Here is a 23,224-nt window from a genome sequence, read left to right on the forward strand (position 1 = left end):
CGGGGCCGTGGCTTGCCCGGGCAGGGGCCGTTGGTGGTTGCTGTCCGGTTGGTGGTTTCCACGGGGCCGGCCTGACCGGGGCCGTGGCTTGCCCGGGCAGGGGCCGTTGGTGGTTGGCGTCCGGTTGGTGGTTTCCACGGCCGACGACGGTGAGGCGGCCTGGACGGGGAAGGATCACCGTATGCCCGTACTCATCGGCACCTCCGGGTGGCAGTACCGGGACTGGCGCGGCGCCCTCTACCCCGAGGGCCTGCCCCAGCGGCTCTGGCTGGAGGAGTACGCGCGGCACTTCGTGACCGTCGAGAGCAACAACGCCTTCTACCGGCTGCCCGAGCGCAGGACCTTCGCCGACTGGCGCGACCGCACCCCCGACGACTTCGTCATGGCGGTGAAGGCCAGCCGCTTCCTCACCCACATCAAGCGGCTGAAGGATCCCGAGGAGCCCGTCGAGCGGCTCATGGGCCGTGCCGAAGCGCTGGGGGAGCGGCTGGGGCCCGTACTGCTCCAGCTGCCGCCGACCCTCCGCGCCGACGCCGCGGCACTGGACGCGGTGCTCGCCTGCTTCCCGTGCCATGTACGCGTGGCGGTCGAGCCGCGGCACGACTCGTGGTGGACCGAGGAGATCGCCGGGGTTCTGGCGGCCCGGGGTGCGGCCCTGTGCTGGGCGGACCGCGGCTCGCGGCCGGTGACCCCGCTGTGGCGGACGGCGGACTGGGGATATCTGCGCTTCCACGAGGGCCGGGCGAAGCCCTGGCCGGGCTACGGGCGCCAGGCGCTCGCGACCTGGGCGGGGCGTGCCGCGGACGCCTGGTCCGACCGGGCCGACGTCTACGCGTTCTTCAACAACGACCCGGGTGGCGCGGCCGTCCGGGATGCGGTCGCGTTCGCCCGTGCGGTGGTGTCCCGGGGCCGCACGGCACCCCGTCCGACGGCGGGCGCTCCCGCGGGCGGGCACCCGGGCGGACCTGCGAAGGACGTGCCGAATGATCATTTCCGCAGGTCAGCTTAGGTATGCCTAAGTGATGTACGGCACCGCGCGGTGATCCGGACGCGGCTTGTCACTCTCTGAGGAATTACGCAACAATGGCGTTGTGAAAAACGTTGGCGAGGCTCCCCATGAGGAACTCGCGACCGGTGAGCGCTCCACGCGCAACCGCGTCGCGCGCTCCATCCTGGACCACGGCCCGTCCACCGTGGCCGACCTCGCGGGCCGTCTCGGACTCACGCAGGCGGCCGTCCGCCGTCACCTCGACTCCCTCGTCTCGGACAACGTCGTGGAGGCGCGCGAGCAGCGCGTGTACGGCGCGCGCACGCGCGGCCGCCCGGCCAAGGTGTTCGCCCTGACCGACTGCGGCCGGGACGCCTTCGACCAGTCGTACGACACGCTGGCCGTCGACGCCCTCCGCTGGATCGAGGAGAATGCCGGAGGGGAAGCGGCCGTCGCCGCTTTCGCCCGGGACCGGTTCGAGGCGCAGGCCGAGGCCTACCGCGCCGCCGTCGAGGCCGCGGCCCCCGAGGAGCGCACCGAAGCGCTGGCCAAGGCCCTCAGTGCCGACGGGTACGCTGCTACGGCCCGTACCGCGCCGGTCGGCGAACAGCTCTGCCAGCACCACTGCCCGGTCGCCCACGCGGCCGAGAAGTACCCGCAGCTGTGCGAGGCGGAGACAGAGTTCTTCTCCAAGCTCCTCGGGACGCATGTGCAGCGGCTCGCCACCATCGCCCACGGCGACGGCGTCTGCACGACGTTCATCCCGCGCGGCTCGCCCCAGAGCAGCGCCCCCCAGACCACCACATCACCAGCATCTGCAAGCACGGCCGGGAGGAACCCCGCATGACTCTCCCCACGGAGACTGCCCACCCCGAACTCGAGGGTCTGGGTAAGTACGAATTCGGCTGGGCCGACTCCGACGCGGCAGGTGCCGCGGCCAAGCGCGGTCTCTCCGAGGAAGTCGTCCGCGACATCTCCGCGAAGAAGAACGAGCCGGAGTGGATGCTGAAGCTGCGGCTGAAGGGTCTGCGCCTCTTCGACAAGAAGCCGATGCCGAGCTGGGGCTCCGATCTGTCGGGCATCGACTTCGACAACATCAAGTACTTCGTGCGCTCCACCGAGGCGCAGGCCGCCTCGTGGGAGGAGCTGCCCGAGGACATCAAGAACACCTACGACAAGCTCGGCATCCCGGAGGCGGAGAAGCAGCGCCTGGTCGCCGGTGTCGCCGCCCAGTACGAGTCCGAGGTCGTCTACCACCAGATCCGTGAGGACCTGGAGGAGCAGGGCGTCATCTTCCTGGACACCGACACCGCGCTGAAGGAGCACCCGGAGCTCTTCCAGGAGTACTTCGGCACGGTCATCCCGGTCGGCGACAACAAGTTCGCGTCACTGAACACCGCCGTGTGGTCCGGCGGATCGTTCATCTACGTCCCCAAGGGCGTCCACGTGGACATCCCGCTGCAGGCCTACTTCCGTATCAACACGGAGAACATGGGCCAGTTCGAGCGGACGCTGATCATCGTCGACGAGGACGCCTACGTCCACTACGTCGAGGGCTGCACCGCCCCGATCTACTCCTCGGACTCGCTGCACAGCGCCGTGGTCGAGATCATCGTCAAGAAGGGCGGCCGCTGCCGCTACACGACCATCCAGAACTGGTCGAACAACGTCTACAACCTGGTCACCAAGCGCGCCGTGGCGTACGAGGGCGCGACCATGGAGTGGGTCGACGGCAACATCGGCTCCAAGGTGACGATGAAGTACCCGGCCGTCTACCTGATGGGCGAGCACGCCAAGGGCGAGACCCTGTCCATCGCCTTCGCGGGCGAGGGCCAGCACCAGGACGCCGGCGCCAAGATGGTCCACATGGCCCCGAACACCTCGTCGAACATCGTCTCCAAGTCGGTGGCACGAGGTGGCGGCCGCACCTCGTACCGCGGTCTGATCGAGATCGGCGAGGGTGCGCCGGGCGCCAAGTCCAACGTGCTCTGCGACGCGCTGCTGGTCGACACGATCTCCCGCTCCGACACCTATCCGTACGTCGACGTCCGCGAGGACGACGTCTCCATGGGCCACGAGGCGACCGTCTCGAAGGTCTCCGAGGACCAGCTCTTCTACCTGATGAGCCGCGGTCTGACCGAGTTCGAGGCCATGGCGATGATCGTGCGCGGCTTCGTCGAGCCGATCGCCAAGGAGCTCCCGATGGAGTACGCGCTGGAGCTCAACCGGCTGATCGAGCTGCAGATGGAAGGCGCGGTGGGCTAGACCGCCGACCGGATCACGTCCCTGGGGCTCACCCGGTGAGCCCCGTCAGCGGACCCCGGCAGACTGCCGCAGCCGGAGCCGAAAGGCGCCGGCCCGCAGCGGCCCCGTGGGCGAGCGCACGCACCTGAACGCAGAAAGCGAGCAGACCGACAGCCATGGCTGAGGCTCAGAACTCCCCCAAGGACCTCCGCAGGACTCCGGTCCAGGGGGGATCCACACCGGTGGGCTCCACCACCGCCGGCTCGATCGCGGTGGCCGCCGAGTCGACCGTCGCCACCCGTATGAGTGCGCCCCCGTCGTTCGACGTGGCGGACTTCCCGGTGCCGCACGGCCGCGAGGAGGAGTGGCGTTTCACTCCGCTGGAGCGCCTCGCCGGACTGCACGACGGCACCGCCGTCGCCACGGGCACCGGCGTCAAGATCGCGATCGACGCCCCCGAGGGCGTCGTCGTCGAGACCGTCGGCCGCGACGACGCGCGGCTCGGCAAGGCGGGCACCCCGGTGGACCGCGTCACCGCCCAGGCGTACTCCTCCTTCGAGCAGGCCTCGGTCGTCACCGTGCCCAAGGAGACGGTCCTCACCGAACCGGTGCGGATTGCCGTGCACGGCGAGGGTGGCGTCGCCTTCGGCCACCAGGTGATCGAGCTCGGCGCGTTCGCCGAGGCCGTCGTGGTCATCGACCACACCGGCGACGCGGTGCTCGCGGCCAACGTCGACTACATCCTCGGCGACGGCGCCAAGCTCACCGTCGTCTCCGTCCAGGACTGGGACGACAAGGCCGTCCACGTTGCCCAGCACAACGCGCTGGTCGGCCGCGACGCCTCCTTCAAGTCGGTCGTCGTCACCTTCGGCGGCGATGTCGTCCGCCTCCACCCGCGCGTCCAGTACGCGGGTACCGGCGGCGAGGCCGAGCTCTTCGGTCTGTACTTCACCGACGCCGCCCAGCACCAGGAACACCGTCTGCTGGTCGACCACAACACTCCGCACTGCAAGTCGAACGTCGCCTACAAGGGCGCGCTGCAGGGCCAGGACGCGCACGCCGTGTGGATCGGTGACGTCCTCATCGAGGCCAGGGCCGAAGGCACCGACACCTACGAGATGAACCGCAACCTCGTCCTCACCGACGGCGCGCGGGTCGACTCCGTGCCGAACCTGGAGATCGAGACCGGCGAGATCGTCGGCGCCGGGCACGCGAGCGCCACCGGCCGCTTCGACGACGAGCAGCTCTTCTACCTGATGGCCCGCGGCATCCCGGAGTCCGAGGCCCGTCGTCTCGTCGTCCGCGGCTTCTTCGCCGAGCTGGTCCAGCAGATCGGTCTGCCGGACGTCGAGGAGCGCCTCATCGCCAAGATCGAGGCCGAGCTGGAGGCTTCCGTCTGATGGCCTTCGTCCGAGCCTGTGGGCTGAGCGAGCTGGAGGAGGACACCCCGAAGCGGGTGGAACTCGACGGCACGCCCATCTCCGTCGTCCGCACCGAGGGCGAGGTGTTCGCGATCTACGACATCTGCTCGCACGCGAACGTCTCCCTCTCGGAGGGCGAGGTGGAGGACTGCCAGATCGAGTGCTGGCTCCACGGCTCCGCCTTCGACCTCCGCACCGGCAAGCCGTCCGGCCTTCCCGCGACGCGCCCTGTGCCCGTATACCCCGTAAAGATCGAAGGGGACGATGTGCTCGTCTCCGTCACCCAGGAGAACTGAAGTCCCCATGGCAACGCTTGAAATCCGCGACCTGCGCGTCTCCGTCGAGGCCGACAACGCCACCAAGGAGATCCTCAAGGGCGTCGACCTGACCGTCAACCAGGGCGAGACCCACGCCATCATGGGCCCCAACGGCTCCGGCAAGTCGACCCTCGCGTACTCCCTGGCGGGTCACCCCAAGTACACGATCACCGGCGGCACCGTGACCCTCGACGGCGAGGACGTCCTGGAGATGTCCGTCGACGAGCGCGCCCGCGCCGGCGTCTTCCTCGCCATGCAGTACCCGGTCGAGGTCCCCGGCGTCTCGGTCTCCAACTTCCTGCGCACCTCCGCCACCGCCATCCGCGGCGAGGCCCCCAAGCTGCGCACGTGGGTCAAGGAGGTGAAGGAGTCCATGGAGCGTCTGCACATGGACCCGTCCTTCGCCGAGCGCAACGTCAACGAGGGCTTCTCCGGCGGTGAGAAGAAGCGCCACGAGATCCTCCAGCTGGAGCTCCTCAAGCCGAAGATCGCGATCCTCGACGAGACCGACTCCGGCCTGGACGTCGACGCGCTGCGCATCGTCTCCGAGGGCGTCAACCGCGTCCGCGAGACCGGCGAGGTCGGCACCCTGCTGATCACGCACTACACGCGCATCCTGCGCTACATCAAGCCGGACCGCGTCCACGTCTTCTCCGGCGGCCGGATCGTCGAGTCGGGCGGCCCGGAGCTGGCCGACAAGCTGGAGGCCGAGGGCTACGAGTCCTACACGAAGGGTGGCGTATCCCTGTGAGCGACGCACGCGAGGCCACCGGCCCGCAGACGACCTGCGACCCGCAGGTGCGCCTCGCGGGCGGAAATGGGGGCTCCTCCCGGACGAAGTCCGCGGGGAAGAACGAAAGGGGAGGGGCGTGACACAGCTGCCGGGCCTCCTCGACACCGAGGCGATCCGTAAGGACTTCCCGATCCTCGACCGGGTGCTCCACGACGGCAAGAAGCTCGTCTACCTGGACAACGCGGCGACATCCCAGACGCCGCGCCAGGTGATCGACGTGCTCAGCGAGTACTACGAGCAGCACAACGCCAACGTGCACCGCGGCGTGCACGTGCTCGCCGAGGAGGCCACGGCGCTGTACGAGGGCGCCCGTGACAAGGTCGCGGCCTTCATCAACGCGCCGAGCCGCAACGAGGTGATCTTCACCAAGAACGCCTCCGAGGCGCTCAACCTCGTCGCCAACATGCTCGGCTGGGCCGATGAGCCCTACCGGGTGGACAGCGACACCGAAGTCGTCATCACGGAGATGGAGCACCACTCCAACATCGTTCCGTGGCAGCTGCTGTCGCAGCGCACCGGCGCGAAGCTGAAGTGGTTCGGCCTCACCGACGACGGCAGGCTCGACCTGTCGAACATCGAAGAGATCATCACCGAGAAGACGAAGATCGTCTCCTTCACGCTGGTCTCCAACATCATGGGCACCGTCAACCCGGTCGAGGCGATCGTCCGCCGTGCCCAGGACGTCGGCGCGCTGGTGCTGATCGACGCCTCGCAGGCCGCCCCGCACATGGTGCTGGACGTGCAGGCACTGCAGGCCGACTTCGTGGCCTTCACCGGTCACAAGATGTGCGGCCCGACCGGCATCGGTGTCCTGTGGGGCCGACAGGAGCTCCTTGAGGACCTGCCGCCGTTCCTCGGCGGCGGCGAGATGATCGAGACCGTCTCGATGCACTCGTCGACGTACGCTCCTGCGCCGCACAAGTTCGAGGCGGGTACGCCCCCGATCGCGCAGGCCGTCGGCCTCGGCGCGGCCGTGGACTACCTCACCTCGATCGGCATGGACAAGATCGCCCAGCACGAGCACGCGCTCACCGAGTACGCGGTGAAGCGGCTGCTGGAGGTCCCCGACCTGCGGATCATCGGCCCCACCACCGCCGAGGACCGCGGCGCGGCGATCTCCTTCACGCTCGGCGACATCCACCCGCACGACGTGGGCCAGGTCCTCGACGAGCAGGGCATCGCGGTACGCGTCGGTCACCACTGCGCGCGCCCCGTCTGCCTGCGGTACGGAATTCCTGCGACCACACGGGCGTCGTTCTATCTGTACTCCACGCCGGCAGAGGTCGATGCTCTGGTCGACGGCCTGGAGCACGTCCGGAACTTCTTCGGCTAGGGGACGATGTGAAGCTGGATTCGATGTACCAGGACGTCATCCTGGACCACTACAAGCATCCGCACGGGCGGGGCTTGCGGGACGGTGACGCCGAGGTGCACCACGTCAATCCGACGTGCGGCGACGAGATCACGCTGCGAGTGAAGTACGACGGCACGCGTATCGCGGACGTGTCGTACGAAGGCCAGGGCTGCTCCATCAGCCAGGCCTCCGCCTCCGTGCTGAACGAGCTCCTCGTCGGCAAGGATCTTGCCGAGGCACAGAAGATCCAGGGCACGTTCCTGGAGCTGATGCAGTCCAAGGGTCAGATCGAGCCGGACGACGCGATGGAGGAGGTGCTGGAGGACGCGGTCGCGTTCGCCGGCGTCTCCAAGTACCCGGCCCGTGTGAAGTGCGCGCTGCTGAGCTGGATGGCGTGGAAGGACGCGACCGCCCAGGCGCTGGGCGACGGCACCGACGCCGAGAGGAAGACGGCATGACCGAGAACGCTGGGGCGGCACTGAAGCCTGCCTCCGAGGAAGAGATCCGCGAGGCACTGTACGACGTCGTCGACCCCGAGCTGGGCATCGACGTCGTGAATCTGGGCCTGATCTACGGCATCCACATCGACGACTCCAACGTCGCGACCCTCGACATGACGCTGACGTCCGCGGCCTGCCCGCTGACCGACGTCATCGAGGACCAGGCGAAGGCCGCGACGGACGGCATCGTCAACGAGCTGAAGATCAACTGGGTCTGGATGCCGCCGTGGGGTCCGGACAAGATCACGGAAGACGGCCGCGAGCAGCTGCGCGCGCTCGGGTTCAACGTCTGATCCGTCGTGACGCGCGATCCGTCGCGACGAGCAACCCCGTGACGTGCGATCCGTCGCAATGAGCAGTCCCCCGTGACGCGCGATGCGTCGTGCGGAGCAACGGCCGTGTCCGCCAGGCAGACTGGCGGGCATGGCCGTTTCCCTGTATCAGATCGCCGTCGACTGTCACGACGCCGGCGCCCTCGCGCGGTTCTGGACGCAGGTACTCGACTGGCGGATCCTCTACGAGGAGCCTGAGGAGATCGTCATCGGGGCCGACGCCGGCGCTCTGCCCGGCATCGTGTTCCTGACCGTGCCCGAGGCGAAGACCGTCAAGAACCGCCTGCACATCGACCTCAGCCCGGACGACCAGGATGCCGAGGTGAGCCGGATCATCGCGCTCGGGGCGCGGCGTGCGGACGTCGGGCAGGGGGACGACGCCACCTGGGTGGTCCTCGCCGATCCCGAGGGCAACGAGTTCTGTGTGCTGCGGCCCAAGAAGACCCTGCTCGACTGACGCCTCGACGCCGGTTCGCGTCATCCGACGCCAGGTCGCGTCACCCGGCGTCGGGGCCGCCGCTCTCGGCGCCGGCCGTCGCTCCGGGCCGGACACCGAGCGCGTCATGGGCGCTCAGCGCCGCCCGTACCCGCATCACGTCCGCACCTGACGTGGCGTCGAGGCCGGTCGCCTCCGCCGCGCGACGCAGCCGGTAGTCCACCGTGTTCGGGTGCACGCGCAGCCGTTCGGCGGTGAGCTGGCGGCTGAGCCCGCTGTCCAGGAACGTCCGCAGTGTGCCCAGCAGTTCGGGCCGGCCGGTCAGTGGCCTCATCAGTTCGGCCAGGGCGTCGCGGGCGGGGCCGGGCTGCATCAACTGGTACTCCAGCAGGACGTCCCCGAGCCGGTAGACGCCCGGCTCCCGGCCCGCCGAGACCGCCACCCGCCGTACTTCCTCCGCCTGCCGGACCGCCGCGGCCACGCCCTCGGGGGCGGCCGCCGCCGCGCCGGCCATGATGTCGACCCCGGCCACCCGGCTCATGTGCGACACCACGCTGGCCAGCCGGTCCCAGTCCCGGTCCGCGAGCAGTCGCGCCTCCGTGCCGTATGGGATCAGGGCGAGCCCGCCGTCGCCGGACAGGGCGGAGAGCACCTGGCCCTCGGCGTGACGTTCCAGCTCCACCCGCAGCCGCCGCACCTTCCGCGTCCTGGCGAACAGGGGGCTGACTCCCGGGGCCCCCTCATCGGGGTGAGGGCCGAGGGCCAGCCCGAGGACCAGATAGCAGGCCGGGAGGGCGATGCCCCAGCGGTCCGCCGTCGCCCGGACGTCCTCCCCGTCGACGAGCGCGGTGAGCATCGCCTGCCGGGCCGACTGCTCCTCGCCCGCGGCCGCCTGCCGCTCCGCGAAGTAACCCGACACCACACTTGCCGTCATCCGCTCCAGGAACCGCAGTACCAGCACGTTCACGGTCTTCACCTCCGGCAGGTCGTCCGGCGTCGCGTACGCCGCCATCTGCTCGAAGCACTCCTGCGCCCCCACGTGGTAGGCGCTGATCACCGCCTCGACGGGGACGCCCTCCTCGGCCCGCTTGGCGGCCGACTGCCGCACGACCTGCAACTGCGCCTCGTCCGGGAGCGATCCGGTGCGCAGGACGGAGACGAAAGCGCGTATGCCCTGGCCGATGACCCGCTGGATCTCGCTGCGCAGCTGCTCGACCGGCAGCGTGCCGTACACCGGCACATGGTCGACGAGCCGGGCGAGGACACGGGCGGCCAGCTCGTCCACCGACCCGGCGAGCCGCTGATGCACCGGAACCCCTCCGAAGGAGAGCGGTACGTATCCGTCACTGTCCACGGTGGCGACCTCATCGAAGCTGCTGATCTTACTTACCAGTAACCAAGGTCGCCGCAGGACACGCGGGGTGTCAATGCCGACGCGCGGACGAGGCCTCGTACCCCGGGAGGGTTTTGTGACCGCTCACAATCCTGCCGCCGAATGTTTGGACCAGGCCCGGGGCCCGGAGGACCGAACCGCGGTCAGGCTGCTTGCGGGCATGCACATGCCCGTATGCCTCCGCCTCCATCAGCCCCGGGACGGGCTGAACAACCCCCCAGGAGCACCCGAATGTCAGGGATCGATCGGTCCGCCCGGCGACGGCGGACGGGGCCGGCCGCGGCCGTGGTCGCCGCCGTCGTCGTCCTCACCTGCGCCGCGGCCCCGGCGCAGGCCGCCGAGCGGGAGCCACTGCGCGAAGGCGGCGTCGCCCAGGCGCTGTGGAACTATGCGGTCTCCCCGGCGACCGTGCCGGGAGCCAACGACTGGTCGTGCCGGCCCAGTGCCGAACACCCCAACCCGGTGGTCATGCTGCCCGGCACCTTCTTCAACATCGGCGCCAACTTCGTGAAGGCCGCTCCGCGCCTCAAGAACAACGGCTACTGCGTCTTCGCCATGAACTACGGCTTCACACCCGCGTCCTTCGGCCGCGTCGGCGGGCTCGGCTCCAATCGCGACTCTGCCGCGCAACTGGACGCCTTCGTGACCGAGGTCCAGCGGGCGACCGGCGCCGAGAAGGTGGACATCGTCGGCCACTCGCTCGGCGGGAGCGTGCCGATGTGGTGGATGAAGAAAATGGGCGGCGCCGAGAAGGTCGACCACTACGTCGGCTGGGCGCCCAGCTCCCACGGCACCGACCTGAACGGCATCGCCCGGCTCGGCGACTCGCTGAAGCTCATGGGCTTCGTCACCGGGCTGTCGAGGGCGGGCCGGTTCCCCGGAGTCGTCGAGCAGATCCGCACCAGCGACTACACCGAGGAGATGTGGGCCGAAGGCGACAGCGTGCCGGACGGACCCGAGTACACGGTCATCATGACCAGACAGGAGAAGGTCGTCACCCCGTACGCCTCCCAGGCCCTGACCGGCAAGGACGTGAACAACATCGTCCTTCAGGACATGTGCCCCGACGACAGGGCCGGCCACATGGGGCTGTTCAACGACGACCCGACGCTCCAGATCACCATGAACGCGCTGGCCGACGGCCCCGCCGACTTCCGGCCCACCTGCACGGGGTACGGCATGCCGCTGTGACCGCGCACGCTCCGCGGGACCCCGCCCGCCCGGCTTCCGGGCGGGCGGGGTCCCGTACGTCTCAGGTCCCGTACGTCTTCAGCGCCCGTACGCGTCCGGTGCCTGCTGCGGAGGCAGCCCGGCGGCCTCGGCGAGCGCCGGGGCGAGATTCTCCTTACGGATGCGCTGGTCGACGTAGAGCAGGCTGATGACCAGCTGCGGGAACGCCGAGGTGAGGATCTGACCCAGCAGTGTGGTCAGCAGTCCGAACGCCATCGTCGTGATGACGATCGTGACGGCCACACCGCCGTTGGCCGCCTCGTCCGACAGGGACGCGGGCCCGCTGGGGACGAGGCTGAGCAGCTGGAACACCAGCTGGAGGAGGTAGCTCGCCGCGGCGGCCATCACGGCGGCCAGCAGCGAGATGCCGAACACCCGCCACCAGGCGCCCCGCACCAGCTGCGCCGAGCGCGCCATCGCGCTGATGGTGCCCTGTCCCTCGAGGACCGCGGCGGCGGGCGCGAAGCTGAACCGCACCCACAGCCAGACCGCCACAGGCCCGGTGGCCAGTGCCCCGAGGACGGCGATCAGCACCAGCCAGCCCCACTCGCCGGAGCCGTCGGCGGCCAGCGCGATCAACGACACGACCATCCCCACGAAGGCGAGGGTCATCAGGACCAGGGGGACCGCGGCGATCAAGGCGGTGATCAGGACGGTGCCGAGCACGGCCCAGAGCCGGGGCCACACCCGGCGCCAGATGGCGCCGAAGCTCGACGGGCGGCCCAGCACCGCGTCCTGGAGGACCGCCGGGCAGCCGGCGTACACGGCGGCGTTGGCGACCAGAAGGGCGAAGAGCCCGAAGAGGTACACGGTGCCGAACGTCAGCACCAGCGGCATGACCTCGTCGCTGCCCGGCGCGCTCTCGTCGGACCACTCGAGCAGCCGGTGCAGCTCCGCCTTCACCGCCAGATAGGCGAGGGCGAGCGCCGCGCCGAACAGCACGACGGCCATGCCGTACACCGCGAACGCGAACCCGAGCAGTTGCTTCCAGTGCCGGCCGAACGTCGCGAACGCCCCGCCGAGGATCTCGCCGAGGCCGAGCGGCCCGAGCGGTATCACTCCGGGCTTGGGCGGTGGTGGTGTCCAGGGGCCCCATGCGGGCGGACCCGGATACGGCGGCGGGTTTCCCCCCGGACCAGGCGTGTTTCCGTAAGCCATTGGAGCCCCCCACGTCGGATGATGACCGGACGGGGCCTGCGGCCGCCCGTCCGGACGAACAAGGTAGCCGGGGCCGGAGCCGCGGCCCACGCCGCCCCTGCCGCCCGTATCCCGCGTTCTCCGCGGCGGCCGTGCGCGACGCGGACCGCGTTGCATGTGATCCCCTGCTCCTCGCGCTCTTCCACGCGACACCGCCGCCCGGCACCTGAGATCGGTTCGCCCCCGCGGGCCCCGGCCGGTTAGGTTTCCTGTCATGACTGACTCGTCCGACAGCACCACTGCTCAGCGCACCACCGGTGCCGTGGCCGCCGGCCTCGCCACCGTCACCGCCGAGGGCGTCGTCCTCGACACCTGGTACCCCGCCCCCGAGCTCACTGCCGAGCCCGGCCCCGCCGGCACCCAGCGGCTGACCGCCGAGCGCGCCGTGGAGCTCCTCGGCCACGGCGCCGCGAAGGCCATCGGCCCGGACGCCCGCCGTGGGGTCGAGGTCGTCGCCGTCCGCACCGTCATCGCCTCGCTCGACGACAAGCCGCTGGACGCCCACGACGCCTACCTGCGCCTCCACCTGCTCTCGCACCGCCTGGTCAAGCCGCACGGGCAGAACCTGGACGGCCTCTTCGGCGTGCTCTCCAACGTCGCCTGGACCAGCCTCGGCCCCGTCGCGGTCGACCAGCTGGAGACCGTGCGCCTCAATGCCCGAGCCGAGGGCCTGCACCTGCAGGTGACCTCCGTCGACAAGTTCCCGCGGATGACCGACTACGTCGCCCCCAAGGGTGTGCGGATCGCCGACGCCGACCGCGTCCGGCTCGGTGCGCACCTCGCCGAGGGCACCACCGTCATGCACGAGGGCTTCGTCAACTTCAACGCGGGCACGCTCGGCACCTCGATGGTCGAGGGGCGCATCTCCGCGGGCGTCATCATCGGCGACGGCTCCGACATCGGCGGCGGCGCCTCCACCATGGGCACCCTGTCCGGCGGCGGCAACGTCATCATCTCCATCGGCGAGCGCTGCCTCATCGGCGCCGAGGCCGGAGTCGGCATCGCGCTCGGCGACGAGTGCGTCGTCGAGGCCGGTCTGTACGTCACCGCCGGTACGCGCGTCACCATGCCCGACGGGCAGATCGTCAAGGCCCGCGAGCTGTCCGGTGCCTCGAACATCCTCTTCCGCCGCAACTCGGTCACCGGCGCCGTCGAGGCCCGCCCGAACAACGCGGTCTGGGGCGGCCTCAACGAGGTGCTGCACAGCCACAACTGATCGTCGCGTTCCTCGCTCCCATCGTGTGACTCTGCGTAACCTTCGCTGCGTGCGGGTGGATAGGCAGGTCGACGCCGGGGCGTACGACCCCGTGCCGAACCGCACAGGGGAGGAACCGACATGAAGACCAGGCCGACCGCTCTCGGCACGTGCGCACTGCTTGCGGCGATGTCGTCGCACGGTGTCGCACACGCCGACGAGACGCACACCGGCTCGCACAACGGAGACCACGTCACCGTGGTCTCGATCGGTCAGATCGACGATCCGCTCGAGGACGTTCTCGAACACGCCGCCGTTCTCGGCAGCAGCTACACCAACGGCTGAACCGCGGCGCGTTCCAAGCGCTCGTACGCATCCAGCAGCCCGTCGGCCGTCTCGCGGCCGGCGGGCTGCAGCGGTTCCCGGACCGGGCCGCCGGGCCGCCCGAGCGCGCCCAGCAGCGCCTTGGCGGTGACCGTACCCGGCAGCCCCGAAGCCATCATCAACTCCGCCAGGGGCAGCGTGAGTTGGTTGAACCGAGCGGCCCGGGCGTTGTCCCCGGCGTCGTACGCGTCCAGGACCGCCCGCATCCGGGGCGCGGCGGCATTGGCCACCGTCGACACGAAACCGGCCCCGCCCACCGCGTACAGCGGCAGGTTCATCTCCTCGCAGCCCGAGTAGTAAGCGAGCCCGCCGAGCGCGATGACCTTGGTGCTGCCCAGCAGGTCGTACGCACAGTCCTTCACGGCCACGACGCGGGGGTGCTCCGCCAGCCGCAGCACCGTTTCGGGCTCGATGCGGACGCCTGTGCGGCCGGGGATGTCGTACAGCATCAGCGGCACGCCGACGGCGTCGGCGACCCGGCGGAGGTGCGCCTCGATCGCCGCCTGGGGCGGGCGGCTGTAGTACGGGGCGATCACGAGCACTCCGTCGGCGCCCGCCCGCTCGGCCTCGCGCGCGAGCTCGACGGTGTGGCGGGTGTCCGCGGTGCCGACGCCCGCGACGATCGCGGCCCGGTCACCGACCGCCTCGACAACCGCCCGCACCAGCGCCGCCTTCTCGGCGTCGGACGTCGTCGGTGACTCGCCGGTGGTCCCGGAGAGCACCAGTCCGTCGCAGCCGTCGTCGACGAGCCGCGTGGCGAGCTCTTGAGCACCGTCGATGTCGAGGGAGCCGTCGTCGGTGAAGGGCGTGACCATGGCGCACAGGGCGCGGCCGAAAGGGCGTGAGGAGGACATGTCCGCAGTGTGGCCAAAGGGGCGGTAGAGCTCCAGTTAAATCTGCTTCCGACGACTGTGAAGCAGCGCTGCGAGATGCGCGGACGTCCTGGTCACGGCGGTGAGCGGCGGTGAAGGTCGGTGGTGCGCGGTGCGCCGGCCGCAGGAGGCGGCGGGCGCACCGGCACGCCAGCTCGCCTAGGGGCGGAAGCGCAGCACCTGGGGGTCGTGGTCGCTGTTCTGCTCCGCGAACTCCGCGTTGATGTGCACGCTGTCATAGGAGAAGTCGTCGATCGACGGGCTCGTCAGGATCTGGTCCAGGACCTGGCTGTTGCCCTGGTAGACGTACGAGTAGCGCTCCGAGCGCGGCAGTGACCTGACCGCGGGGTACAGCGCGCCGCCGTCCGTGAGCGCCTTCGTCGTCGCCGAGAACTCGAAGTCGTTGATGTCGCCGAGGACCACGACGTCGGCCTTGCGGTCGGCCTTGAGGACGTCCTTGACGAAGGCGTTGACCGACTGCGCCTGGAGCAGGCGCTTGGCCTCGGAAGAACGATTCGGCGGCTGGTGGTGGGAGGTCAGTCCCTCGTCGCCGCCCTTGGAACCGAAGTGGTTGGCGATCACGAAGACCGTACGGCCGCGGAAGGTGAACTGGCCCGCCAGCGGCTTCCGGCTGTTCTCCCAGGCGGAGTTCGCCGGGTCGATCCGGCCGGGCGACAGCGTCAGGGCTGCCCGGCCGTGCTCGCGCACGACGCCGGTCGCCGTCGTGGCGTCGCCGCCGGCGCGGTCGGTGAAGGAGACCCGCTCCGGGTTGAACAGGAAGACCTGCCGGATGTTGCCGCCGGGCTCGCCGCCGTCCTTGTTGTTCTGCGGGTCCACGGATCGCCATGCGTAGGCCGGGCCGCCGGCCGCGAGGATCGCGTCCGTGAACTTCTTCAGCGTCTGGCCGGCCGCGACGGTGCCGTCGTTCTTCGCGCCGTTGTCGTCCTGGATCTCCTCCAGGGCGAGGATGTCGGGCGAGGAGAGGTTGTCGACGACCGCCTTCGCCAGCGCGTCGAACTTCTCCTGCGGGTCCGACGGGTCCAGGTTCTCCACGTTGTACGTGGCCACCGCCAGCTCGCCACCCCGCTGCGGGCGCGTGCGCTCGCGCTCGAGTCCGCGGTCCACCACCGTGCCCAGGGTGCGGGCGGTCAGGGTGTAGCCGCCGAACTGGTTGAAGTCCAGGGGGCCTTCGGTGGTGCCGGCGAGCATGTCACCGACGTTCGCGTCGGGGAACGGCTTCTCGGCGAGCGGCGTCAGCGACTGGATCTGCAGGCGCCCGGTGTTCTGCGAGGAGTACGAGCCGTAGACGGTGCCGCCGCGGTGGTTGTCGTTCTCCCACGGCTTGACCGTCACCCACAGCTCCGCGTACGGGTCGGTGGCGCCGACCACGCGGGACGTGCCGATGCGGACGTTGCTGCCCTCCAGCGACTCGTAGTAGTCCAGTGCGTAGGTGCGCGGCCGCAGGGCGAGGCCGTTGATGCTGTTGCCGGCGGCCGGATCGCCCTCCGGAGCGTATTCGGCGGGCACGGACGCGGCCGAGACCGTGACGGGTGCGGGCAGTTCGTTGCCCTGCGAGACGACGGTGACGGCCGGCTTGGCTATCTGGGTCAGCGACTGGTTGCCGGAGGAGGTGCCGCCCGGGATGTACTCGCCGACCGTGCCGGAGACCAGCACCCGGTCCCCGACGGCGACGGTCGGGACCGAGCCGGTGTAGACGAAGACGCCCTCGCTGGTGGCGGCGTCGTCGTCGGCCTGCGGGTCCTGGAACCAGAAGCCCCGTGAGCCGTACGTCCGAACGCCCGTGACGATGCCCGGCACATCGGTGACCTGGCGTCCCACGAGCGGGGACGTCCGGGTGGTGCCCTGGATGTCGTGGATCCGCACCTGGGCGGTCTCGGCGGCGGTGGCGCCGGTGGAGCCGGCGAGCAGACCGGTGGCCAGCGCGGCGGCGACAAGGGCGGCGACGGCGGGCGTTCTCGGTACGACGGAGGAAGGCATCGAGGTACTCCGGATGTGAGGGATGAGGGGCGCCGGCGGCGCCGGCTGGGGTGCTGCACTGTTCTACGCGCGTCAATCTCTTGTCTCGACAGTGCAGTTGTCAAGAGCCCCCGGATGTACGGCGGCGGACGCGTGGGTGAACGCGATGGCCGGAGCCTGCCCGGGCGGTCCCGCACAGGCACCCTTGGAGGTGGCCTCTTCCCGGTGGGCCCCGAAACCCCCTCGAATGCGTCTACGCTGGCACCGCCCGGGTCCCCAGCGTCCGGGTCCCTTACGTCCGGGGGCCCGAGAGCCTGCCCCGGATCCCGTACGCCGCGGAGGAGAACCACCACATGCCCGAAGACCGCCCCACACTCCCGCCGGTCCGGCTGCACTCGGACGCGGAGCTGGCTCGGGCCGCGCTCGGCGCCCCGTTGCTCGCCCGGGCCGTCAGGCTCGCCCGCTGGGCGGGGCAGGGGACGCGGGTCGGTGTCGGCGGCGAACTCGTCGATGAGCAGCTGCCGGAGGCCGCCGAGGTGCTGGGCCTCGCCCCCGACGACGCGGACGGGCCCGCGTACGCGAGCGAGGCGTGGCGGGTCGCCGTCGACACCGGTCTCGTCGAGGTCGGCGCCCCCGATGACGGGGACGACGACGCGCACGACGACGCAGGCGGTGGCGCGGTCGCGGGGACCAACCTGGCGCTGGTCACCGGGGGTTCGCCCCAGGACGTGCTCGGGCTGTGGCTGGACGCCCTGGACGTCGTCCTCGCGGACGCGACCGCACCCGTCCTCGACGACATCGCCGACGTCATCGGCGAGGACGGCGGAATCGACTTCGAGGCGCTGGGCTGGGACCCGGACGCGGAGGCCGACTTCCTGGACGGCGTGCTCGGCAATCTGTACCTGCTGACCGTCTCCGACGGCGGTGACCAGCCGGTCCCGCTGCCCGTACTCGCGGCATCGATGATCGTGCCCGACGACATGGGCGAACCGACGGACGACGTGCTGGAACAGGTCTCCGAGGCGATGATGCGCCTGGACGACCAGTTCCGGCTGCTGGAGCCGATCGGGCTCGTCGAATACCGGCCGGTGGACGAGGCGTTGATGGCGGAGGAGGCCGAGGGCGCGGAGACCGAGACCCCGGCCGAGGACGAGGACGTCTCCCGGTACGGGATGGTCAGGCTCACCCCGCTCGGTCTGTACGGCATCCGGTCCCGGATGCTGGAGGCCGGCGTCGACGCACCCGCCGTCGGTGATCTCGCGGGCAAGGGCGCGGATGTGCTGCTCGACCGGCTCACGCACTTCCCCGAGACCGCCGCGCGGGCCGAGACCGAGCAGTGGCTCGCCCGCCGCGCCCCGTCCGCCGCCGCCCGCGAACTGCTCGCCGCGGCGCGGGGCGCCGACCGCGGGGCGCCGCTGCGCCGCCTTCACTGCCAGCAGGCCCTCACCCTGGTCGGCCCGCACGCCGAGCCGGAGGTCCGTGCGGTTCTCGACGACGCCGAACTCGGCGGCCTGGCACGGGTGTGGCTGGCCGAGCAGGGCGCGTCGGACGTACCGCCGCCGCCGGAGTCGATGATCTTCTGGCTCGCGATCGACACCATCGCCGCGCAGCTCGACGCGGACGGGGAGGCCGAGGAACTGCGGGGCCTGGTGGAGGGCCTGGTCGGCCGGCACAGCGGGTTCTTCGATGCGGCGTGGCGGGTGGACCATCCGCGGACGGCGGATGTGCTGGAGGCAATGGGGAGGCTGCACAGCGACAGGCGGCTGGCGAAGGAGGCGCGCAAGGCGGCCTTCAAGTTCCGCTCTGCGCACTGACGCTCGCGGCACCGTGGCCCGGGGCGCGGCGCCCCGGGGAGCCTCGGTGGTGCGACGCGACCCGGCGATCCCTGCTGGATGCGCCGCGTTCCTGGGCTCCTGCCGGAGGTGCGGTGTTCCGGGCATCCTGCGCAGGGCTGCACGGCGTTTTCGGGGCCCTGCGGGGGTGTGGCGCATTCGCGGCGGGCCCTGCGGGGAGCCGGCGTTCCCGGGCCGAAGCGCAAGCGCATCGGCGACTGGGGGCGCGAGGGGCTGACCGCGGCTTCGCCGACGCCTGGCAGCGTTCGCTCCCCGTGGTCGAGGGGTGGGCGGATCGCGCACAGCACCCCCAGGCCCTGGAGCAGGCCTGGCACGTGGTCCAGTCGGGGCGGACCGCGCCGCGCGCCGGCCACGTACTCGCTCTCTGACCTGGCAGCGCCTGCCGCATCGTCACCGGTCTCCCGCGCCGGGCGCGGAAAGGCACCGGAAAAGCGGAAAGGCACCGGAAAACAAGTGGCGCGCCCGGCGGCCCGTTTCCTAGAGTTTTCCCACGAACTGCGCCTCCCGGTGCGTCGGCCGCGGATACTTCCTCTGACATAAAAAGCACCGCTGCCACCTGTGATCTCGGGAGGCACGGTTCGCCAGGCGCCCGTCCACCGGCGCCCGATGTGCTTGTCCGGAATTCGGGGGGATTTCGTATCACTCGCTTCAACAGCGCCGCGGCCCGCGAAGAGGCCGCACCGTACTCGTACGTCGGTGCCGGCGGCCGGGTCCTCTACCTGGACGAGGAACCCGCACCGCATTCGGTCACCCGCTCCACCCGCCCCTTCGATGCCCGCCCCGTCGTTGCCCGGCCCGTGGTGCGCACCTACGAGGGCGGTGCCGGTTTCGAGCGCGACCCGCGCTTTGAGCTCTTCCTTCTCGCAGTGGCGAATTTCGTGGGGCAGGAGACCTTCTACGAGGCGGCCGGCGACCGCGACAACCGGTTCGCGGCGCTGGTGCGCAGGCTCGCCGTCGAGGACCCGCAGTGGACCGCCGCAATGCTCGGCTGGCTGCGCAACCGCGCCCATATGAGGACCGCCTCGATCGTGGGGGCCGCCGAGTTCGTGCATGCGCGGCTCGCGGCGGGCCTCACCCAGGGCGGACACAACCGCCGCGTGGTGGACTCCGTGCTGCAACGTGCCGACGAGCCCGGCGAGTTGCTGGGGTACTGGATGTCGCGGTGGGGCCGTACGGTGCCCAAGCCGGTCAAGCGAGGCATCGCCGACGCGGTGCGCAGGCTGTACGGCGCGAGGTCGCTGCTCAAGTACGACACCGCGAGCAAGGGCCACCGCTTCGGCGACGTGCTGAACCTCGTCCACGCCTCGCCGGACCCGGCCAAGCCGTGGCAGGGCGACCTGTTCCGTTACGCGCTCGACCGCCGCCACCGCCCCGACCGCGCCGAGCCGCCGGCTTCGCTGCCGGTGCTCACGGCGCACCGGGAGCTGATGGAGCTGCCCGTGGCGGAGCGGCGGGCCGTGATCACCGCGCCCGGTGGCGCCGAGCGGCTGGCGGCCGCGGGGATGACGTGGGAGTCGCTGGCCGGCTGGCTCCAGGGGCCGATGGACGCCGCGGCGTGGGAGGCCGTCATACCGTCCATGGGTCCGATGGCCCTGGTCCGCAATCTCCGGAATTTCGACGAGGCAGGCGTCTCGGACGAGGTCGCGGCGCGGGCGGCGGCGCGGATCTCGGACCCGGACGTGGTGGCCGCGTCACGGCAGTTCCCCTTCCGCTACCTCGCGGCGTACCAGCGCGCGCCGTCGCTGCGCTGGGCCTACCCGCTGGAGCTGGCGCTCGGGCACTCACTGGCGAACGTGCCCGTCCTGCCGGGGCGGACGCTGATCCTGGTGGACCGTTCCGGCTCGATGTGGTCTCCGCTGTCGGACCGCTCGCAGTTGAACCGGGCCGACGCCGCCGCGATCTTCGGCACGGCGGTGGCGATGCGAGCCGACGACGCCGCTCTGGTGCAGTTCGGTACGGATCACAGCCGGGTCGCGTACACCAAGGGGGAGTCGGTGCTGAACGTCCTCGCGCGCTTCGGCGAGCTCGGCGGCACCGACACCACCCGCGCCGTGCGGGCGCACTACCGTGACCACGACCGGGTGCTGATCGTCACCGATGAGCAGGCCATGTACCACCACTGCGGCGATCCCACGGAACAGGTCCCAGGTCATGTGCCCGTCTACACCTGGAATCTGGCGGGCTATCGGGCCGGTCACGGCCCCTCGGGGGCTGCCAACCGGCACACGTTCGGCGGGCTCACCGATGCCGCCTTCCGGATGGTCCCGCTCATCGAACAGGGCCTGTCGGCCGACTGGCCCTGGATCTGAGCAGCCACCGGGGACGCCGTGGCGGTGTCCCCGGTGGCCGGGGTGTCACAGGGCCTGCGCCGCCGGCTTGACCATGCCGCGCACCGTACGGGACTTCACGAAGTCGCCCATCGCGGTCATCTCCCACTCGCCGGAGAACTGCTTGATCAGCTTGGCCATCATCACGCCCGTCTGCGGCTCGGCGCCGGTGAGGTCGAAGCGGACCAGCTCCTCGCCGGTGGCGGCGTCCAACAAGCGGCAGTACGCCTTGGCGACTTCGGTGAACTTCTGCCCGGAGAAGGAGTTCACCGTGAAGACCAGGCCCGTCGCGTCGGCGGGCAGCCGGCCGAGGTCGACGACGATCACCTCGTCGTCGCCCGCGCCCTCGCCGGTCAGGTTGTCACCGGAGTGCTTGATCGCGCCGCCGAGGATGGAGAGCTTGCCGAAGTAGCAGCTGTCCAGGTGGTTGCGGCTGGGTCCGTAGGCGATGACCGAGGCGTCGAGGTCGATGTCCTTGCTGCGGAACGCGGGCTCCCACCCGAGGCCCATCTTGACCTGCGAGAGCAGCGGACGGCCGCCCTTGACCAGAGAGACGGTCTGGTTCTTCTGCAGGCTGACGCGGCCCTTGTCCAGGTTGATCTTCCCGGTCGAGGCGGCGGCGGGGGCCGGCGGAGCCGCCGGGGGCGGCGGCGCGGCGGCGGCGATCCGCGGGTCGGCGGCCGCGGGGGCGGCTGCAGGCGCCGGCGGAGCTGCGGGGGAGGGGGCCGGCGGCGCGGCGACGGGGACAGGGGCCTGCGGCGCGGCGACGGGGGCGGCCGCAGGCTCCTCGTCGACCGAGACGCCGAAGTCGGTGGCGATGCCCGCAAGCCCGTTCGCGTAGCCCTGGCCGACCGCACGGGCCTTCCAGACGCCGCCCCGGAGATAGATCTCGACGACCACCAGCGCGGTCTCGGCGCCCAGCTGCGGCGGGGTGAAGGTGGCGATCGCGCTGCCGTCGTCGGCATTGCGGATGGTCGCGGTCGGTTCGATGCCCTGGAAGGACTGCCCTGCCGCGTCCGGGCTCGCCGTCACCACGATCTTCTCGATGCCGGCGGGGACGGACGCGGTGTCCACGACGATCGCGTCCGGAGCGGTGCCGCCGCCGGAGCGGTAGGTGACGCCGGGGCCCTGCGGCTGGTTGTAGAAGATGAAGTCGTCGTCGGAGCGCACCTTGCCGTCGGCGGTGAGCAGCAGGCCCGATACGTCGAGCCGCACCGGGGCGGCGACGTCCACCGCCACACGGGCGACGGCCAGGGGGATGTTCGAACCGGGGGTCATAGCTGTCATGCCAGAGGTAACGAGCGAAGCCGCTTTACCGTTCCCTTACCCTCGTCACCTGTTGCGCGGATGGTTGCGCGCGGCGCGTTCGTTGCCGTACGTGTACGCCCCCGTCCAGCGCGCCATCACCAGCTGGGCGTCTCCGGACTCCACCTCGGTGAGGAACTTCCTCGCGCGTGAGCCGCGCAGCGTGGCTGCCGCGCGTCCCCGGTGGGTGATGACGACGGTGCCGTCACCGTGCTGTGCGCAGGTGAATCCGGAAGGTGTGGCCATGTCCGGCATCCTGGCGCATCGGCGTCCGCGGGGCGATGGATTTCGGGGCGGCGGCTCAGTGGGGCCACATCGGCGGACGGGTGGTGAAGTGGCCGCCAGGTGGTGTGCTCGGGGTGGTCCGGGTCGAGTTCGCCGTGCTCGGCGAGGAGTTTCGGCGCGTACCGCTCCGAGTCGTCCTGCGGCGCGTATCCCAGCGCCCGGGCGGTCGACAGGTCCCACCACCGGCGGGTGCTCGCGGAGGAGCCGTAGACGATCGTGTGGCTGACGTTCTCGGCGGTGAGCGCGGCGTGGAAGAGGCGGGCGCCGTCGCCGGGGCTCAACCACACCGACAGCATCCGTACGGAGGTCGGCTCCGCGAAGCAGGAGCCGATGCGCACGGAGACGGTCTCCAGGCCGTGCAGATCCCAGTGGAGCTGGGCGAGGTCCTCGCCGAAGCACTTGGACAGCCCGTAGTAGGTGTCGGGGCGGTGGCGGGTCTCGACGGGGATCAGCGCCTCCACGGGTACGGGGGCGTCCTGGAGGGGGCGGGGGACGAAGCCGGCGGCGTGGTTGCTGGAGGCGAAGACCACCCGGCCCACGCCCTCCTCGCGGGCGGCCTCGTACAGGTTGTAGGTGCCCTGGATGTTGGCCGCCGGCAGCTTGTCGAACGAGGACTCCAGGGAGATGCCCGCCAGGTGGATGATCACGTCGACCTCGCGTACCGCCTCCCGCAGCGCGTCGGTGTCCGCGAGATCGGCCGTGACGGCGTCCGGCTCCCCCGCGACGGGCACGGCGTCGAGGAGGCGGAGGCCGTAGCCACAACTCTCGTGACAACCCTTCGCAGAACAGGTGTAACACTGTTATAACCTGAAGCGCCCTTG

General features: G+C 70.7%; 21 protein-coding genes and 1 pseudogene. 15 read left to right on the top strand and 7 right to left on the bottom strand.

Features of this window, described 5'->3' with window-relative positions; all coding sequences use genetic code 11:
* Positions 1-181: 181 nt before the first annotated feature.
* The 10 genes from J7E88_RS15710 to J7E88_RS15755 all read left to right on the top strand — a co-directional run bounded on the left by J7E88_RS15710 (position 182) and on the right by J7E88_RS15755 (position 8,406).
* Complete coding sequence (locus J7E88_RS15710) at positions 182-1,009, top strand: DUF72 domain-containing protein (protein WP_215181292.1); 828 nt, start codon at positions 182-184, stop codon at positions 1,007-1,009.
* An 82-nt stretch (positions 1,010-1,091) separates the two neighbouring features.
* The gene (locus J7E88_RS15715; RefSeq protein ID WP_215181294.1) at positions 1,092-1,835 is read left to right on the top strand and encodes a metalloregulator ArsR/SmtB family transcription factor; all 744 of its coding nucleotides are present in this window, start codon (positions 1,092-1,094) and stop codon (positions 1,833-1,835) included.
* Positions 1,832-3,253, top strand: coding sequence for a Fe-S cluster assembly protein SufB (gene sufB / locus J7E88_RS15720; protein WP_215181296.1), 1,422 nt, complete (start codon positions 1,832-1,834; stop codon positions 3,251-3,253). Before J7E88_RS15715 ends, sufB begins: the two co-directional genes overlap by 4 nt.
* A 155-nt stretch (positions 3,254-3,408) precedes the next feature.
* Positions 3,409-4,632, top strand: a complete 1,224-nt coding sequence (gene sufD / locus J7E88_RS15725) for a Fe-S cluster assembly protein SufD (protein ID WP_374196278.1) — start codon at positions 3,409-3,411, stop codon at positions 4,630-4,632.
* On the top strand, positions 4,632-4,949 hold the full coding sequence (locus J7E88_RS15730; RefSeq protein WP_215181298.1) for a non-heme iron oxygenase ferredoxin subunit: 318 nt from the start codon (positions 4,632-4,634) through the stop codon (positions 4,947-4,949). The genes sufD and J7E88_RS15730 overlap by 1 nt, the downstream gene beginning before the upstream one ends.
* 7 nt (positions 4,950-4,956) lie before the next feature.
* Positions 4,957-5,721 (top strand): Fe-S cluster assembly ATPase SufC, encoded by a 765-nt coding sequence (gene sufC / locus J7E88_RS15735; protein WP_215181300.1) that lies wholly within the window; start codon positions 4,957-4,959, stop codon positions 5,719-5,721.
* 118 nt (positions 5,722-5,839) lie between these two features.
* Entirely contained in the window at positions 5,840-7,096 is a 1,257-nt protein-coding gene (locus J7E88_RS15740; RefSeq protein WP_215181302.1) for a cysteine desulfurase, read from the top strand.
* An 8-nt stretch (positions 7,097-7,104) separates the two neighbouring features.
* Positions 7,105-7,575: a Fe-S cluster assembly sulfur transfer protein SufU gene (sufU, locus tag J7E88_RS15745; protein ID WP_215181304.1), complete on the top strand. Its 471-nt coding sequence runs from the start codon at positions 7,105-7,107 to the stop codon at positions 7,573-7,575.
* Positions 7,572-7,910, top strand: coding sequence for a metal-sulfur cluster assembly factor (locus tag J7E88_RS15750; RefSeq protein ID WP_215181306.1), 339 nt, complete (start codon positions 7,572-7,574; stop codon positions 7,908-7,910). The genes sufU and J7E88_RS15750 overlap by 4 nt, the downstream gene beginning before the upstream one ends.
* Before the next feature lie 130 nt (positions 7,911-8,040).
* Complete coding sequence (locus tag J7E88_RS15755) at positions 8,041-8,406, top strand: VOC family protein (protein ID WP_215181308.1); 366 nt, start codon at positions 8,041-8,043, stop codon at positions 8,404-8,406.
* 40 nt (positions 8,407-8,446) lie between these two features.
* Here J7E88_RS15755 and J7E88_RS37060 read toward each other — a convergent pair whose 3' ends face one another.
* Positions 8,447-9,739 carry a CdaR family transcriptional regulator gene (locus tag J7E88_RS37060; RefSeq protein WP_215181310.1) on the bottom strand — a complete coding sequence of 431 codons (1,293 nt, stop codon included), beginning with the start codon at positions 9,737-9,739 and terminating at the stop codon, positions 8,447-8,449.
* A gap of 270 nt (positions 9,740-10,009) precedes the next feature.
* Between J7E88_RS37060 and J7E88_RS15765 the strand changes: the two genes are divergently transcribed.
* A complete protein-coding gene (locus tag J7E88_RS15765; RefSeq protein ID WP_215181312.1) occupies positions 10,010-10,969 on the top strand; it encodes an alpha/beta fold hydrolase in 960 nt (319 codons plus the stop codon).
* Positions 10,970-11,047: 78 nt separating this feature from the next.
* Here J7E88_RS15765 and J7E88_RS15770 read toward each other — a convergent pair whose 3' ends face one another.
* Entirely contained in the window at positions 11,048-12,067 is a 1,020-nt protein-coding gene (locus tag J7E88_RS15770) for a hypothetical protein (RefSeq protein ID WP_215181314.1), read from the bottom strand.
* Between the two features lie 352 nt (positions 12,068-12,419).
* On the opposite strand from J7E88_RS15770, the gene dapD reads away from it, so the two are divergent.
* Together dapD and J7E88_RS15780 are read left to right on the top strand one after the other, a co-directional pair.
* On the top strand, positions 12,420-13,421 hold the full coding sequence (dapD, locus tag J7E88_RS15775) for a 2,3,4,5-tetrahydropyridine-2,6-dicarboxylate N-succinyltransferase (protein WP_215181316.1): 1,002 nt from the start codon (positions 12,420-12,422) through the stop codon (positions 13,419-13,421).
* A gap of 120 nt (positions 13,422-13,541) precedes the next feature.
* Positions 13,542-13,745 (top strand): hypothetical protein, encoded by a 204-nt coding sequence (locus J7E88_RS15780; protein WP_215181318.1) that lies wholly within the window; start codon positions 13,542-13,544, stop codon positions 13,743-13,745.
* Here the strand turns inward: J7E88_RS15780 and dapA are convergent.
* The gene (gene dapA / locus J7E88_RS15785; RefSeq protein ID WP_215181320.1) at positions 13,730-14,638 is read right to left on the bottom strand and encodes a 4-hydroxy-tetrahydrodipicolinate synthase; all 909 of its coding nucleotides are present in this window, start codon (positions 14,636-14,638) and stop codon (positions 13,730-13,732) included. The two genes, J7E88_RS15780 and dapA, sit on opposite strands and share 16 nt — an antisense overlap.
* Positions 14,639-14,815: 177 nt before the next feature.
* A complete protein-coding gene (locus J7E88_RS15790) occupies positions 14,816-16,654 on the bottom strand; it encodes an endonuclease/exonuclease/phosphatase family protein (protein WP_215181322.1) in 1,839 nt (612 codons plus the stop codon).
* A 332-nt stretch (positions 16,655-16,986) separates the two neighbouring features.
* Here J7E88_RS15790 and J7E88_RS15795 point away from each other — a divergent pair, with 332 nt between their 5' ends.
* The gene (locus tag J7E88_RS15795; RefSeq protein WP_215181324.1) at positions 16,987-18,447 is read left to right on the top strand and encodes a hypothetical protein; all 1,461 of its coding nucleotides are present in this window, start codon (positions 16,987-16,989) and stop codon (positions 18,445-18,447) included.
* A gap of 677 nt (positions 18,448-19,124) precedes the next feature.
* Positions 19,125-20,795 (top strand): TROVE domain-containing protein, encoded by a 1,671-nt coding sequence (locus J7E88_RS15800; protein ID WP_374196283.1) that lies wholly within the window; start codon positions 19,125-19,127, stop codon positions 20,793-20,795.
* Positions 20,796-20,840: 45 nt separating this feature from the next.
* Here J7E88_RS15800 and J7E88_RS15805 read toward each other — a convergent pair whose 3' ends face one another.
* The 3 genes and pseudogenes from J7E88_RS15805 to J7E88_RS15815 form a co-directional block, all read right to left on the bottom strand.
* Positions 20,841-22,091 (bottom strand): TerD family protein, encoded by a 1,251-nt coding sequence (locus J7E88_RS15805; protein ID WP_215181577.1) that lies wholly within the window; start codon positions 22,089-22,091, stop codon positions 20,841-20,843.
* Between the two features lie 54 nt (positions 22,092-22,145).
* The gene (locus J7E88_RS15810; RefSeq protein ID WP_215181326.1) at positions 22,146-22,364 is read right to left on the bottom strand and encodes a hypothetical protein; all 219 of its coding nucleotides are present in this window, start codon (positions 22,362-22,364) and stop codon (positions 22,146-22,148) included.
* Between the two features lie 55 nt (positions 22,365-22,419).
* Positions 22,420-23,161 (bottom strand): annotated as a pseudogene (locus tag J7E88_RS15815) (NAD-dependent epimerase/dehydratase family protein); the annotation flags it as partial.
* Between the last annotated feature and the right edge of the window lie 63 nt (positions 23,162-23,224).

Source organism: Streptomyces sp. ISL-10 (genome assembly GCF_018614575.1).
In the GTDB taxonomy this organism is placed as follows: domain Bacteria; phylum Actinomycetota; class Actinomycetes; order Streptomycetales; family Streptomycetaceae; genus Streptomyces.